The sequence below is a fragment of the Leifsonia poae genome (genome assembly GCF_050632195.1).
In the GTDB taxonomy this organism is placed as follows: Bacteria; Actinomycetota; Actinomycetes; order Actinomycetales; family Microbacteriaceae; genus Leifsonia; species Leifsonia poae_C.
Genome location: NZ_CP192580.1, coordinates 3,130,982 through 3,144,331, shown reverse-complemented (window position 1 = coordinate 3,144,331; position 13,350 = coordinate 3,130,982). Strand labels below are relative to the sequence as shown.

Below are 13,350 nucleotides of genomic sequence, written 5' to 3'. Positions count from 1 at the left end.
AGACCTCCCGCATCAGAACGGCTTCAGGAAGTCGAACGGCTCCCCGCAGGCGCGACACTCGTAAAGCGCCTTGCACGCGGTCGACCCGAAATGCGAGAGCTCACGGGTGTCGAGCGACTGGCAGTGCGGGCACTTCACCGCGAGCGACAGAGCCACCGGACCGTTCACCGCTGTGCGCCCGGTCGGCGCCGCGATCCCGAACCGCTCCAGCGCGGCCTTGCCTGCGTCGCTGATCCAGTCCGTCGTCCAGGCGGGCGAGAGCGTGAGTCGCACTGTCACATGTCCGAAGCCCTCGGCGGCGAGCGCGCGCACCACATCCTCGCGGATCGTCTCCATCGCCGGACAGCCGCTGTACGTGGGGGTGACGACCACTTCGACGCCGGTGTCGGTGACCATCACCTCGCGCAGGATTCCCAGGTCGTCGATCGTGAGCACCGGAACCTCCGGGTCGATGACCGCGGCCGCCGTCGTCCAAGCACGGGTCGCTTCCGAGGCGTGCCTGCTCCATGCATTGTGCCCGTTCACCAGTTCGCTCCCGGATGCTGTCGTGCTAGAACCTGCAGCTCCGCCAGGAGCGGCCCGAGGTACTCGGAGTGTCGGCCGCGACGACCGCCGCCGGAGTCGACGAAGGTCGCCGGGAGTTCCAGCTCGCACTCGCGGAGCACCGGTTCGATACTCGCGTCGAAAGCCGGGCGCAGCGTCGACGGACGCGGCGCGACATCCTCGAGCCGATCGTTGAGCGGCTCGTCTTCGAACAGCTCACCGACCGACGGCCACAGGTCGGCGAGAGCGACGAGCAGACGGCGCCGTGACTCGTCCGTGCCGAGCGCGAGCCGCAGCATCCACTGGTCGGCGTGATCGCGGTGGTAGTCGACCTCTTTGACCGCTTTCGCAGCGATCGCAGCGAGCACGGGGTCGACGGATGCGCGCAGTCTCCCGTAGAGCTCGAACAGGTAGTGCGCCACAGCGAACTGCCGCACGATCGTGTGCGCGAAGTCGCCGTTCGGCTGCTCGAACAGGTGCGCCGAGCGGAACTCGTGCTCGTCGCGCCAGTACGCGAGCTCGTCTTCGCTGCGTGCGGATGCGGTGCCCGCGTAGCGCAGCAGCGACCGCGCGTGTCCGAGCAGGTCGAGGGCGATGTTCGCGAGCGCCACATCCTCCTCGAGTTCGGGAGCGCGGGAGATCCACTCGCCGAGCCGCTGGGCGAGGATCAGGGAGTCGTCGCCGAGCCAGAGCGCGTACTCGGCGACGTCGTCGCTCGCGCGCTCGTCGCTGGTGACGAACTCCTCCGAGAGCGTGACCGCGGTGAGCTCGACGTGGCCGTGCAGCTCGGGGTCGCCGTGCAGGTCGGGGTCGCCGTGCAGGTCGTCGGTCACAGGTGCTTCACCCCTTCGCTTGCCGTGTAGTAGGTGGCGTGCCGGTAGTTCTTGCCGGCGGGGGACTCGAAGAACGCGCCCTTCGCATCCGGATCGCTCGCGGTGATCGCATCGGAGGGGACGACCCAGATCGAGACGCCCTCGCTGCGGCGGGTGTAGAGGTCGCGGGCGTTGCGCACGGCCATCGTCTCGTCGGGCGCGTGCAGCGAGCCGACGTGCACGTGGCTGAGGCCGCGGCTGGAGCGTACGAAGACCTCCCAGAGCGGCCAGGTCTCAGGATGCGCGTGGTCGGGGGTTCCCGGAGCGGACATCAGGCGGGTGCTCCCGTCAGCTGTTCTGCACGCTTCGCCGCGTACGCCGCTGCTGCTTCGCGCACCCAGCGGCCGTCTTCGTGTGCTTGGCGCCGGCGCTGCATCCGTTGGGCGTTGCACGGGCCGCGCCCGGCGAGCACCTCCTGGAACTCGGTCCAGTCGATCTCGCCCATGTCGTAGGCCTGCCGCTCCTCGTTCCAGCGCAGCTCGGGATCGGGCAGGGTCACGCCGAGCGCCTCGGCCTGCGGCACGAGCATCCCGACGAACCGCTGCCGCAGGTCGTCGTTCGAGAACCGCTTGATCTTCCAGGCCATCGAGCGGGCGGAGTTGGGGGAGTCGTCGTCGGGCGGGCCGAACATCATCAGCGACGGCCAGTACCAGCGGTCGACCGCATCCTGAGCCATCGCCTGCTGGGCGGGAGTACCCCGCATCAGCTGCAGCAGGATCTCGAAACCCTGGCGCTGGTGGAACGACTCCTCCTTGCAGATGCGAACCATCGCGCGGCCATAGGGCGCGTACGAGGCGCGGCAGAGCGGCACCTGGTTGCAGATCGCGGCGCCGTCGACCAGCCATCCGATCGCACCCATGTCGGCCCAGCTCAGGGTCGGGTAGTTGAAGATCGAGGAGTATCGGGCCTTGCCGGCGATCAGCTGCTCGGTCATCTCGTCGCGGGTGATGCCGAGGGTCTGCGTGGCGGAATAGAGGTAGAGGCCGTGGCCCGCCTCATCCTGAACCTTGGCCATCAGGATGGCCTTGCGCTTGAGGCTCGGCGCCCGCGTGATCCAGTTGGCCTCGGGCTGCATGCCGATGATCTCGGAGTGGGCGTGCTGCGACATCTGCCGGATGAGCGACTTGCGATAGTCGTCGGGCATCCAGTCGCGGGGCTCGATGCGGGAGTCGGAGCCGATGAGGTCGTCGAAGCGCTGACGGCCCTCGGCTTCGGCTGCTTGGGCCTCGTCGTCGGTGGTCCCGGCGGTCTGGTCGGGGTGCGTCGCCGGCTCGGTTGCGGTGGTCATCGTCGACCTTCCTTGAATTACTAACTGATCGTTCGGTTAGTATATCGCGCGAGCCTGAGTGCATGCCACACTGGAGGCGACATGACTGAGACCTCCCTGCGACGCGGCCGGCCTGGTTACGACCAGCGCGGCATCCTCGAGGTGGCCGTGGCGGCGTTCAACGAGCACGGCTACGACGCGACCTCGATCGGGATGCTCGCGGAGCGCCTCGGGCTCTCGAAGTCGGCGATCTACCACCACGTCTCCTCGAAAGACGAGCTGCTCGAGCTCGCTCTGGACGAGGCGCTCGACGGGCTCGAGGGTGTGCTGCTCGAGCCGGGCGCCACATCCGGACGCGCCGCTGATCGTCTTGCGTATGTGCTGCGCGGGGCGGTGGATGTGCTGACCGCCAAGGTGCCGTACGTCACGCTGCTGCTGCGCGTACGCGGCAACACGGATGTGGAGCGTGCGGCGCTCGCGCGTCGCCGGGCTTTCGATCGCGCGGTGGCCGCACTCGTGGTCGAGGCGCGCGACGAGGGCTCGCTGCGGTCCGACATCGACCCCGGGATCGTCTCGCGCCTCCTCTTCGGCATGATCAACTCGATCGTCGAGTGGTACCGCCCCGACGGCCCGGAGTCGCCCACCGACCTCGCCGCCGACATCCTGACCATCGCCCTCGACGGCCTGCGCACGCCCTGACCCGCGGTCGCTGCGCTCCGCTCCGCTGCGCTCCGCTCCGCTCCGCTGCCTCCGCTCCGCTCACGCGCTCCGCGCTCCGCGCTCAAAACGCAATCGACTCCGGGAGAAATCCCGTTCTGAGCACGCTCTTAGCGGGATTTCTCCCGGAGTCGATTGCGTTTCGCGGGAGCGCGAGCGCAGAGCGAGCGCGAGCGCGCGGCGCTGAGCAGAGCGCAAAGCGAGTGCAGCGCAGCGCGCGCGTTAGGACTTCGCGACGAGGGTGAGGACGTCGTAGGTGGCGACGACGGCGTCGTCCTGGTTGGTGATGAGGGCATCCCAGCGCACCTCGCCGTAGTCGTCCGTCTCGCGCGGGGTGATCTGCTTCGCCGTCAGGGCGACACGGATGCTGTCGCCCGGCGACACCGGCGTCACGAACCGCAGGTTCTCCAGTCCCGAATTCGCGAGCACGGGCCCGACGTCCGGGTCGACGAACAGCCCGGCCGCGAACGACACCAGCAGATACCCGTGCGCGACGCGTCCCGGGAAGAACGGATTCGCGGCCGCCGCCTCCTCGTTCATGTGGGCGTAGAACTTGTCGCCCGTGAACTCCGCGAAGTGCTCGATGTCGTCGAGCGTGACCTCGCGCGGCTCCGACGACAGCTGGTCCCCGATCTTCAACGTCGCCAGCGATTTGCGAAACGGATGCGGTGCCGCATCGTTCGCCGCAGCCCCCCGATGCCACACCCCGGTGATCGCGGTCAGCATCTCGGGCGACCCCTGCACCGCCGTGCGCTGCATGTGGTGCAGCACCGCGCGGATCCCGCCCAGCTCCTCGCCACCACCGGCCCTCCCGGGCCCGCCGTGCACGAGGTGCGGAACCGGCGACCCGTGCCCGGTCGACGTTCGCGCGTCGTCGCGGTCGAGAACGAGCACCCGCCCGTTGTACGGCGCCAGCCCCATGACCAGATCTCGCGCGATCGTCGTGTCGTGCGTCGCGACACTCGTCACGAGCGAGCCGCCGCCGCGCGCAACAAGCCGGGCAGCGTCCGCCGTGTCCGAGTAGCCCAGGATGCTCGCGACCGGCCCGAACGCCTCCACCGTGTGCAGGGCGTCAGCCTCCGCATCCGTGAACCGCAGCACGAGTGGTGCCACGAACGCACCTTCCGGCGCGGTGCCGCGCGATCCGTCCGCTTTCAGGATGCTCGGCTCGTCGAGCGCGCCGATCACGACCTCGCCGCCCGCGTCGACCAGCCGCAGCACCTGCCGCAGCACTTCGTCGCGTTGCTCGTGCGAGGCGAGCGGTCCCATCGTCACGCCCTCGGCGCGCGGGTCGCCGACGACGACGCGCTCGTCGATGCGTGCCTGCACCGCTGAAATCACGTCGTCGACGAGGGGCGTCGGCACGAGCGCTCGCCGGATGGCCGTGCACTTCTGGCCGGCCTTCGATGTCAGTTCGACGACCAGCTGTTTCACGTACCCGTCGAACTCGGCCGAGCCGGGGACCGCATCCGCCCCCAGCACCGACGCGTTGATCGAGTCGGTCTCGCTCGTGAACCGCACACCTCCGGTCTGCACCGAGTCGTGAGCCCGAAGCTTCTCCGCGGTCGAGGCCGAGCCGGTGAAGCCGACGAGATCGCCGAGCCGCAGGTGATCGAACAGGTCGGGAACGCTTCCCGAGATCAACTGCAGCGAGCCGTCGGGCAGGAGCCCCGACTCGACCAGGATGCGCACGAAACCCTCCGCGACGTACCCGGTCGGGGTCGCCGGCTTCACGACCGTCGGCACCCCGGCCAGGAAGGCCGGCGCGAACTTCTCGAGCGATCCCCACACCGGAAAGTTGAACGCGTTGATCTGCACGGCCACCCCGGGCAGCCGGGTGTAGACGTGCTGCCCGAGAAAGGATCCGTCCTTCGACAGGTTCTCGACCGGTCCGTCGACGTAGACCTGCGCGTTCGGCAGCTCGCGCCTGCCCTTCGACGAGTACGTGAACAGCACCCCGATGCCGCCGTCGATGTCGACCCACGAATCCGCCTTCGTCGCCCCGGCCCGCGACGACAGCGCGTACAGCTCGTCCTTGCGTTCCGTGAGCGGCTGCGCCATCTGCTTGAGCAGCATCGCGCGCTGGTGGAACGTCAGCTTTCCGAGCGAAGCCTGTCCCACCGTTCGCGCGTAGTCGAGCACTCGCGAGAGGTCGAGCCCCCGCGTGCTCACCTGCGTGACGAGCGCTCCGGTCGAGGCATCGCGCACCTCGACGGCACCCTCCTCGGTCTCCGGCGTCCACCAGGCGCCTCTCACATAACTGGGCAGGATGCTCTGCAGCGTCATCGTGAAACCTCCTCGGTACCGCCTGGGTATGCTGTGCGCATGACCGACGGCGACTGGACGATCGAGCTCGGCGAGCTCGACGAGAAAATGGGTGTGCGCATCCTGGAGCAGTCGGCGGAGCGGGTCGTTGCGACTATGCCCGTCGAGGGCAACCGCCAGTCGTTCGGACTCTTGCACGGGGGCGCGTCGGTCGCTTTCGCCGAGGCGCTGGGGTCGTGGGCTGCGGTCATCCATGCCGGCCCCGGGCGCACGGCCGTCGGCGTCGACATCAACGCCACGCACCATGCATCGGCACGCAGCGGGATCGTCACCGGCGTCGCGACGGCCATCAAGCTCGGCCGCACGGTCGCCTCGCACGAGATCGTGGTGTCGGATGAGGAGGGCCGCCGTCTCTGCACGGCGCGCATCACGAACCTCATCATCGAGGCCCCGGAGCGCTAGCCCCGCCGCCAGAGCCGGCCCGACCGCCGGCCCCGCCGCCAGTTCCCGCATCCGGCCACTCGTAGAACCCGCGACCCGCCTTACGCCCGAGGTGGCCGTCGGCGACCATCCGCCGCAGCAGCTCCGGCGGTTCGAAGCGTGCGCCGAGGCGGTCGCGCAGATACTCGGCGATCCCGAGCCGCACATCCAGACCCACAAGGTCCGTGAGCTTCAACGGGCCCACCGGATGCGCGTAGCCGAGCACCATTGCGGCGTCGATGTCCTCGGGTGTCGCGACACCCTCCTCGACCATCCGGATGGCCTCGAGCCCGAGGAGCACACCGAGCCGCGAGGATGCGAACCCGGGGGAGTCGCGAACCGTCACCGGCGTCTTGCCGATCGCCTCGACCCAGCCCTGCGCCATCCCGATCACCGAAGGTGCGGTAGCCGAGCCCATGACGACTTCGACGAGCGAAGATGCGGGAACCGGGTTGAAGAAGTGCATCCCCAAGAATGCGGCAGGCCGGCCCAGCCCGACAGCGAGTTCGTCGATCGAGATCGAGGAGGTGTTCGTGGCGAGCACAGCCCGCTCATCCACGATGTGCTCGGCGTGCTGCAGCGCCTGTGTCTTGAGTTCGCGGTCTTCCGGCACGGCTTCGACCACCAGCCCGCATCCGGCGAGCACGTCCCAGTCCGTCGAGACGTCCAGCGATCCGGTGGGCTCGGCAAGCCCGCGGTCGACGCTCGCTTTGACCGACCGACGGATGCGCGACTCAGCGGCATCGACCGCCTCTGCATCGCGCTCGACGACAACCAGGTCGGCCCCGGCGAGCAGGAACGCATGTGCGATCCCCGCGCCCATCCTGCCTCCGCCGATCACGCCGACCCGGTCGGGAACGGCGGCAGCGCCGGCCCCGGCAGCTTCCGCGCTCACCGCTGCCTCCGCTGCAAGAACTCGGTCATCCGCCGCATCTTCTCGGGCGACTCGAATAGCTCGGCCTGCGCATCCTGTTCGGCCCGGGGATGCTCGTCTCGGCGCGCGTGCAGCACCGACTTCGTGTACTGGGTCGCCAGCGAATCGTTGGCCGCGATCCGATCGGCCAACGCGTGCGCCGCGCCGAGCAGCGCCTCGGGCTCGTGCAGCTCCGTCACGAGGTGAACGGCCAGCGCCTCCTCGCCGGTCAGGATGCGCCCGGCCAGCACGATCTCCTTGGCCACGGGCTCGCCGACCAGTTCGGGAAGGCGCCACAACGCGCCCGCTGCCGCGATGATCCCGAGGCCCGTCTCCGGGTTGCCGATGCGTAGCCGGGGTGTGCCGATCCGGAAGTCGGCCGCGTACGCGAGCTCGGCTCCGCCGCCGAGGGCGTATCCGTCGAGAGCGGCGATCACGGGCATGGGGAGCGCGGCCACGCGCGCGAAGAGGCCGACGTTGATGCCGCGGTGCGCATCCTGAGCCCGTCGCTCGAGCAGCTCGCCGATGTCGGCTCCCGAGGCGAACACCCCGCCGGCTCCGGCGAGGATCAGGATGCGCGGCTCGCGCTCCAGCCGCTCGCACACCTCGTGCAGTTCGTCGATCATCGCCTGGTCGATCGCGTTGCGCACCTCGGGCCGGTTCAGGGTCACGACCATCTGGTCGCTGAGGTCCTCGATCAGCAGTGTCTGCATCACACCCGCTCCAGGATCAGCGCCGAGCCCTGCCCGACGCCGACGCACATGGTCGCTAGCCCGAAGCGGGAGTCCTCGCGTTCCATCCGACCGAGCAGCGTGACCAGCAGCCGGGAGCCGCTCGATCCGAGGGCGTGCCCGAGGGCGATCGCGCCGCCGTCGGCGTTCACTCGCGACTCATTCAGGCCGAGCCGACGGATGCACGCGAGCGCCTGGCTCGCGAACGCCTCGTTGAGCTCGATGCTCCCGATCTCGGCGAGGTCGATCCCGCTGCGCTCCAGCGCCCTATGCGTGGCGGGCACCGGACCGAGGCCCATGATCTCGGGCGCGAGGCCGACGCTCGTGCCGACCACGACCCGTGCGCGGGGCGTCAGTCCGTAGCGCTGAACCGCCTCACCGCTCGCGACGACGAGAGCCGACGCACCGTCGTTGAGCGGGGACGAGTTGCCTGCCGTCACCACGCTGCCGCCGGCCACCACCGGTCGCAGCGCGGCCAGCGCATCCAGATTCGTGTCGCGCCGGATGCCCTCGTCGACGGTAACCGCACCGCGCGTCGTCTCCACGGCCACGATCTCGTCGCGGAATCGGCCCGCATCCGTCGCAGAGGCCGCTCGTCGGTGGCTCTCGAGGGCGAAGGCGTCCGCGTCTTCGCGGCTGATCCCGTCGAGCCTTGCCACCTCTTCGGCGGTCTCCGGCATCGAGTATGTCGCCTTGTCACGAGCGGAGAGTCGCGGATTCGCAAAGCGCCACCCGATGGACGTGTCGAACTGCTGACCCGGCTTGGCGAACGCCTTCTCGGGCTTCGCCTGCACCCAGGGAGCGCGGGTCATCGATTCGACGCCGCCCGCGATCACCACGTCCGCGTCGCCCGCGCGAACGCTCTGCGCGGCCATCGTGACGGCTGAGAGTCCGGATGCGCAGAGCCGGTTCACGGTGACGCCGGGCACCGCATCCGGGAGCCCCGCGAGCAGCACGGTCATCCGGGCGACGTTGCGGTTGTCCTCGCCGGCCTGGTTCGCGGCGCCGAGGATGACCTCGTCGATCGTGAGCGCATCGATCCCCGCGCGACGGACGGCTTCGCCGACGACGAGCGCCGCGAGGTCGTCGGGACGTACGCCCGCGAGCGCGCCGCCGTAGCGGCCGACGGCCGTGCGGACTCCGCCCACCAGATAGGCCTCCGCCATGCTCGTCTCCCTCGACGCGGTATTTACCGAACGAACGTTCAGAAAGTAATCCTCGCAGACGCCGCGCCTCCCCACAACTCGCCGCGCACGCCCGCCCATCCCCGCTCATTTGCCACTTGCCGTCACTCTCAGCCCGCGAGAGTGACGCCTAGTGGCAAACGAAGCCCGGTTAGCGCGTGTCGTGATCCTCGAAGATGAGCGAGGTCTTCGTGTCACGCACAGAGGAGATCCCCGGCAGAGTCTCGAGCACCAGCCGCCGCAGGTCCTCGTTGTCCCGCGCCCGCACCAGCAGGATCACGTCGAAGTCCCCGCCGACGAGCGCGAAATGCTCCACCTCGGGGATCTCGCGCAGCCTGTCGCGCAGCTCGTGCCAGCCTGCCTGCTCCACCCGCAGCGTCACGTAAGCCGACGACCCGCGGCCCGAGCGCACGGGGTCGACCTTCGCCGTGAATCCTGTGATCACACCGTCGTCGAGCAGTCGGGACAGCCGCGCGTATGCGTTCGCGCGTGAGACATGCGCGGCCTCGGCGACGGCAGTGATCGAGGCCCGCCCGTCGGCGCGCAGGGCTTCGATGATCCTCGAGTCGATGTCGTCCATGGTGGTAGACAGTTTGTCGCCGAAAGACCTTGCGAGCAAGGGAATGTCTCGAAACTCGTGCAGGTCTGGTAAACGCGGTCCAGCGAAGTCATCCTGAGAATGAGCGACGTCTTTCAAAGGAGAACGGATGCACGCCAGCGATCTGCTGCCCCGCGACACCCCCGTGGGCCTCATCGACCAGCACGGACAGTCCCACGAGGACGAGCACTACCCGCTTCCGTCGGCCGACCGCCTGACCGAGGGCTACCGCCACCTCGTGCTCGGCCGGCGCCTGAACGACCAGGCCAACGCCCTCGTGCGTCAGGGCCGTCTCGCCGTCTACCCGTCGTCGCACGGACAGGAGGCCTGCGAGGTGGCCGCCGCGATGGTCCTGGAGGACCAGGACTGGCTCTTCCCGACCTATCGGGACACGGTCGCCGTGATCACCCGCGGCGTCGATCCGTTCGACGCGTTCGTGCTGCTGCGCGGTGACTGGCACTCCGGCTACGACTCGACCGTGCACCGCATCGCTCCTCAGGCGACCCCGCTCGCCACACAGCTGCTGCACGCCGTTGGCTTCGCCCATGCTGCCCGGATGCGCGGCGAAGACACCGTGGTCGTCGCGCTCTGCGGCGACGGCGCCACCAGCGAGGGCGACTTTCACGAAGCGCTCAACTTCGCGGCGGTGTTCGCCCTGCCGGTCGTGTTCCTGGTGCAGAACAACGGCTATGCGATCTCCGTGCCGCTCAGTCGTCAGACGGCCGCCCCGTCAATCGCGCATAAGGCAATCGGCTACGGGATGCCCGGCCGCCGCGTCGACGGCAACGACCTCGCCGCTCTGCTCGCGGTGCTCGGCGAAGCCGTCGACTCGGCCCGCGCCGGCGGAGGACCGACCCTCGTCGAGGCCGTGACCTACCGCATCCAGTCGCACACGAACGCCGACGATGCCACCCGTTACCGCAGCGACGACGAGGTGAAGCCGTGGCTCGAGCGCGACCCGCTCGCCCGCATCCGCACCTGGCTGCAGTCGAACGGCGCACTGACCGACGGCGACGACGCCGAGATCCACGCCCAGGCGGAGCGGGTGGCCAGCGACCTGCGCGCGGCCATCACCGAGGACGCGGACGCGCATCCTGAAGACCTCTTCGCCTTCGTCTACGAGACCCAGACCCCGCAGCTGCGCGAGCAGGCCGCGATGCTCGCCTCAGAGCTAGCCGCCGACGCGGCCGACGCCGCCGCCGACCGAGAGGCCCAGCGATGACACTCATGCACGACGCACCCGCCACCCCCGCGGCCACACCGGCGCCGACCACGATGACCATGGCGCAAGCCCTCAACCGTGCCCTGGCCGACGCCCTCGAGTCCGACCCATCGGTTCTCGTGTTCGGCGAAGATGTCGGCGTGCTCGGCGGCGTCTTCCGCATCACCGACGGCCTCGCCGCCCGGTTCGGCGAGCGCCGCTGTTTCGACACCCCGCTCGCCGAGGCCGGCATCGTCGGCACCGCCGTCGGCATGGCGATGAACGGGATGCGCCCGGTCGTCGAGATGCAGTTCGACGCGTTCGCCTATCCCGCCTTCGAGCAGATCGTCGACCACGTCGCCAAGATGGGGAACCGCACGCGGGGCGCCGTGCGCCTGCCGCTGGTCATCCGCATCCCTTACGCCGGCGGCATCGGTGGGGTCGAACACCACTCCGATTCGTCAGAGGCGTACTACGTGCACACCCCCGGTCTGACCGTGGTGTCTCCAGCCACGCCTCAGGATGCGTACAGTCTGCTCCGCGCGGCGATCGCGTTCGGCGACCCGGTCGTCTTCCTCGAACCGAAGAAGCTGTACTGGGCGACCGGCGAGGTCGACGTGACCGCCCCGATCCCGCAGCTCGGCAAGGCCCGCATCGCCCGCCAGGGCACGGATGCGACCCTCATCTGCTACGGACCGTCCGTCCCCGTCGCGCTCGCAGCCGCCGAAGCCGCCGAGGCCGACGGCCACAGCCTGCAGGTGATCGATCTGCGCAGCCTGGTCCCGTTCGACGATGAGACGGTCTGCGAGGCCGTGCGATCCACCGGTCGCGCGGTCGTGATCGCCGAGGCTCCAGGATTCGCGAGCATGGCCTCCGAAATCGCCGCCCGCGTTTCCGAGCGCTGCTTCCACCACCTGCTCGCGCCGGTGCGCCGGGTGACAGGATTCGACACCCCGTTCGCGCCGCCGAAGCTCGAGAAGTACTACCTGCCGAGCGTCGACCGCATCCTGGACGCCGTCGACGACCTGCAGTGGGACGACGTGCCTGGGGACGACGTGCGCGGAGCGCGCTCGTGACCGCCCGCGTCTTCACGCTGCCCGACCTCGGCGAGGACTGACCGAGGCCGAGCTGGTGCGCTGGCTCGTCGCGGTCGGCGACACGGTGACGATCGACCAGCCGATCGCGGAGGTCGAGACGGCGAAGTCCGTCGTCGAGGTTCCGTCGCCATACGCCGGGGTCGTCGAGACGCTGCACGGAGAAGAGGGAGAGGCGCTCGCCGTCGGTGCCCCGCTGATCGAGGTCGTAGAAGTGGCGCTCGCCGAGCCATCGGGCGCTCAGGATGCGGTGCCCGTTGCCGCCGGCTCGGGGCACGTCCTCGTCGGCTACGGAACCACGGAGACGCACTACACCGGTCGACGTCAGCGTGGACGGGGATCGTCCATCACCGAGACGCCCGCGGCCACGGTCACTGCGGCTCCTGCCGTCGCGTCCGGTTCGCGCATCGTGCCCGTGATCTCACCGGTGGTCCGAACCCTGGCGAGGACGCACGGCGTCGACCTGTCGATCGTCGAGCCGTCGGGGGAGGGTGGAGTCGTCACACGCCGGGATGTGGAAGCTGCGTTCGCGGCGGCACCCGTCGCATCCCGCCCCACCGCAACAGCACCCGCCGCCACGTCACCGGCCGCCCCCGCGGGCTCGGTCGACGCACGCACCGGCCTGACCCTCGCCGCGAGCACGCCTTTCAGCCTCTTCCGTCGCACGGTCGCCGCCAACATGTCGCGCAGCCGGGCGGAGATCCCCGAGGCCACGGTCTGGGTGGACGTCGACGCGACCGACCTCTGGGACGCGCGCAGGCGCATCCGTCTGGGTGACAGCGATCGTCACCCCTCCCTGCTCGCGTTCATCGCGCGGTTCACGCTCGCCGCGCTCACCCGTTTCCCGGCGCTGGCCGGACGGGTCGCGGAAGACGGTGCCGGACTCGAGACGTTCGACGGCGTCAATCTCGGGTTCGCCGTCGACTCCCCGCGAGGGCTCGTGGTGCCGGTGATCCGTCGGGCGGATCGCATGACCATCAGGGAACTGGACGCCGAGCTCGACCGCCTCACCCGTCTCGCCCGCGAGGGATCCCTGTCGCCGTCGGAACTCAGCGGATCCACCTTCACGATCAACAACTACGGCAGTCTCGGCGTCGACGGAAGCGCCGCGATCATCAACCATCCCGAGGTCGCCATCCTCGGCGTCGGGCGCATGATCGAACGCCCGTGGGTCGTCGACGGCGCTGTCGTCGCCCGTCGGATCGCCCAGTTGTCGCTCGTCTTCGACCACCGCGTCACGGACGGGGAGTCGCGGCGGGCATGCTGCGCGACGTGGCGGATGCGGTCGAATCGCCGCTCACGCTGCTGGCTGACGCACCGCCCGCCTGAGCGTACTGTGGCGGGCATGACCGACAAGAAGCCAGAGCACGACGACGCCGACCACGACCTGACGATCGAGAAAGAGGTCGCGCCAGAAGAGAACCTCGACTGGCTCCCCGAGCCCGAGCCCACCGACGGCGAGGCCCCCGCCCCTTGACGGGCCCT

14 protein-coding genes are annotated in these 13,350 nt (G+C 69.6%); 5 read left to right on the top strand and 9 right to left on the bottom strand.

Going from position 1 to position 13,350, the window contains the following annotated elements; translation table 11 throughout:
- Positions 1-12: 12 nt before the first annotated feature.
- From paaD to paaA, 4 genes are read right to left on the bottom strand one after another with little or no spacing between them, the layout of a single operon-like run.
- Complete coding sequence (gene paaD / locus ACQ86A_RS15810; protein WP_431277916.1) at positions 13-525, bottom strand: 1,2-phenylacetyl-CoA epoxidase subunit PaaD; 513 nt, start codon at positions 523-525, stop codon at positions 13-15.
- On the bottom strand, positions 522-1,376 hold the full coding sequence (gene paaC / locus ACQ86A_RS15805) for a 1,2-phenylacetyl-CoA epoxidase subunit PaaC (RefSeq protein ID WP_431277915.1): 855 nt from the start codon (positions 1,374-1,376) through the stop codon (positions 522-524). The genes paaD and paaC overlap by 4 nt, the downstream gene beginning before the upstream one ends.
- A complete protein-coding gene (gene paaB / locus ACQ86A_RS15800; protein ID WP_431277914.1) occupies positions 1,373-1,687 on the bottom strand; it encodes a 1,2-phenylacetyl-CoA epoxidase subunit PaaB in 315 nt (104 codons plus the stop codon). The genes paaC and paaB overlap by 4 nt, the downstream gene beginning before the upstream one ends.
- Positions 1,687-2,703, bottom strand: coding sequence for a 1,2-phenylacetyl-CoA epoxidase subunit PaaA (gene paaA / locus ACQ86A_RS15795; RefSeq protein ID WP_431277913.1), 1,017 nt, complete (start codon positions 2,701-2,703; stop codon positions 1,687-1,689). Before paaA ends, paaB begins: the two co-directional genes overlap by 1 nt.
- A gap of 81 nt (positions 2,704-2,784) precedes the next feature.
- On the opposite strand from paaA, the gene ACQ86A_RS15790 reads away from it, so the two are divergent.
- Positions 2,785-3,381: a TetR/AcrR family transcriptional regulator gene (locus ACQ86A_RS15790; RefSeq protein WP_431277912.1), complete on the top strand. Its 597-nt coding sequence runs from the start codon at positions 2,785-2,787 to the stop codon at positions 3,379-3,381.
- Positions 3,382-3,621: 240 nt separating this feature from the next.
- On the opposite strand, the gene paaZ is transcribed toward ACQ86A_RS15790, so the two are convergent.
- Positions 3,622-5,685, bottom strand: a complete 2,064-nt coding sequence (gene paaZ / locus ACQ86A_RS15785; RefSeq protein ID WP_431277911.1) for a phenylacetic acid degradation bifunctional protein PaaZ — start codon at positions 5,683-5,685, stop codon at positions 3,622-3,624.
- Between the two features lie 39 nt (positions 5,686-5,724).
- On the opposite strand from paaZ, the gene ACQ86A_RS15780 reads away from it, so the two are divergent.
- Positions 5,725-6,126 carry a PaaI family thioesterase gene (locus ACQ86A_RS15780; RefSeq protein WP_431277910.1) on the top strand — a complete coding sequence of 134 codons (402 nt, stop codon included), beginning with the start codon at positions 5,725-5,727 and terminating at the stop codon, positions 6,124-6,126.
- On the opposite strand, the gene ACQ86A_RS15775 is transcribed toward ACQ86A_RS15780, so the two are convergent.
- The 4 genes from ACQ86A_RS15775 to ACQ86A_RS15760 form a co-directional block, all read right to left on the bottom strand.
- Positions 6,104-6,967, bottom strand: coding sequence for a 3-hydroxyacyl-CoA dehydrogenase family protein (locus ACQ86A_RS15775; RefSeq protein ID WP_431280464.1), 864 nt, complete (start codon positions 6,965-6,967; stop codon positions 6,104-6,106). The genes ACQ86A_RS15780 and ACQ86A_RS15775 overlap by 23 nt on opposite strands.
- A 68-nt stretch (positions 6,968-7,035) precedes the next feature.
- Positions 7,036-7,770, bottom strand: a complete 735-nt coding sequence (locus ACQ86A_RS15770; RefSeq protein WP_431277909.1) for an enoyl-CoA hydratase/isomerase family protein — start codon at positions 7,768-7,770, stop codon at positions 7,036-7,038.
- A complete protein-coding gene (locus ACQ86A_RS15765; protein WP_431277908.1) occupies positions 7,770-8,954 on the bottom strand; it encodes a thiolase family protein in 1,185 nt (394 codons plus the stop codon). Before ACQ86A_RS15765 ends, ACQ86A_RS15770 begins: the two co-directional genes overlap by 1 nt.
- Before the next feature lie 169 nt (positions 8,955-9,123).
- Positions 9,124-9,552: an Lrp/AsnC family transcriptional regulator gene (locus ACQ86A_RS15760; RefSeq protein WP_431277907.1), complete on the bottom strand. Its 429-nt coding sequence runs from the start codon at positions 9,550-9,552 to the stop codon at positions 9,124-9,126.
- Between the two features lie 127 nt (positions 9,553-9,679).
- Here ACQ86A_RS15760 and pdhA point away from each other — a divergent pair, with 127 nt between their 5' ends.
- Genes pdhA through ACQ86A_RS15745 form a run of 3 tightly spaced genes read left to right on the top strand, consistent with a single transcriptional unit; the run spans position 9,680 to position 13,342 of the window.
- The gene (gene pdhA / locus ACQ86A_RS15755) at positions 9,680-10,792 is read left to right on the top strand and encodes a pyruvate dehydrogenase (acetyl-transferring) E1 component subunit alpha (RefSeq protein ID WP_431277906.1); all 1,113 of its coding nucleotides are present in this window, start codon (positions 9,680-9,682) and stop codon (positions 10,790-10,792) included.
- Positions 10,789-11,847 carry an alpha-ketoacid dehydrogenase subunit beta gene (locus ACQ86A_RS15750; RefSeq protein ID WP_431277905.1) on the top strand — a complete coding sequence of 353 codons (1,059 nt, stop codon included), beginning with the start codon at positions 10,789-10,791 and terminating at the stop codon, positions 11,845-11,847. The genes pdhA and ACQ86A_RS15750 overlap by 4 nt, the downstream gene beginning before the upstream one ends.
- 55 nt (positions 11,848-11,902) lie before the next feature.
- Positions 11,903-13,342 (top strand): dihydrolipoamide acetyltransferase family protein, encoded by a 1,440-nt coding sequence (locus ACQ86A_RS15745; protein ID WP_431277904.1) that lies wholly within the window; start codon positions 11,903-11,905, stop codon positions 13,340-13,342.
- Positions 13,343-13,350: the final 8 nt, after the last annotated feature.

Excerpts from the sequence above, each read along its gene's own strand:
- ACQ86A_RS15780 (WP_431277910.1), top strand. The coding sequence starts at position 5,725 with ATGACCGACGGCGACTGGACGATCGAGCTCGGCGAGCTCGACGAGAAA.
- ACQ86A_RS15775 (WP_431280464.1), bottom strand. The coding sequence starts at position 6,967 with ATGGGCGCGGGGATCGCACATGCGTTCCTGCTCGCCGGGGCCGACCTG.
- paaA (WP_431277913.1), bottom strand. The coding sequence starts at position 2,703 with ATGACCACCGCAACCGAGCCGGCGACGCACCCCGACCAGACCGCCGGG.
- ACQ86A_RS15765 (WP_431277908.1), bottom strand. The coding sequence starts at position 8,954 with ATGGCGGAGGCCTATCTGGTGGGCGGAGTCCGCACGGCCGTCGGCCGC.
- ACQ86A_RS15790 (WP_431277912.1), top strand. The coding sequence starts at position 2,785 with ATGACTGAGACCTCCCTGCGACGCGGCCGGCCTGGTTACGACCAGCGC.
- ACQ86A_RS15770 (WP_431277909.1), bottom strand. The coding sequence starts at position 7,770 with ATGCAGACACTGCTGATCGAGGACCTCAGCGACCAGATGGTCGTGACC.
- ACQ86A_RS15760 (WP_431277907.1), bottom strand. The coding sequence starts at position 9,552 with ATGGACGACATCGACTCGAGGATCATCGAAGCCCTGCGCGCCGACGGG.
- pdhA (WP_431277906.1), top strand. The coding sequence starts at position 9,680 with ATGCACGCCAGCGATCTGCTGCCCCGCGACACCCCCGTGGGCCTCATC.
- ACQ86A_RS15750 (WP_431277905.1), top strand. The coding sequence starts at position 10,789 with ATGACACTCATGCACGACGCACCCGCCACCCCCGCGGCCACACCGGCG.
- paaB (WP_431277914.1), bottom strand. The coding sequence starts at position 1,687 with ATGTCCGCTCCGGGAACCCCCGACCACGCGCATCCTGAGACCTGGCCG.
- paaZ (WP_431277911.1), bottom strand. The coding sequence starts at position 5,685 with ATGACGCTGCAGAGCATCCTGCCCAGTTATGTGAGAGGCGCCTGGTGG.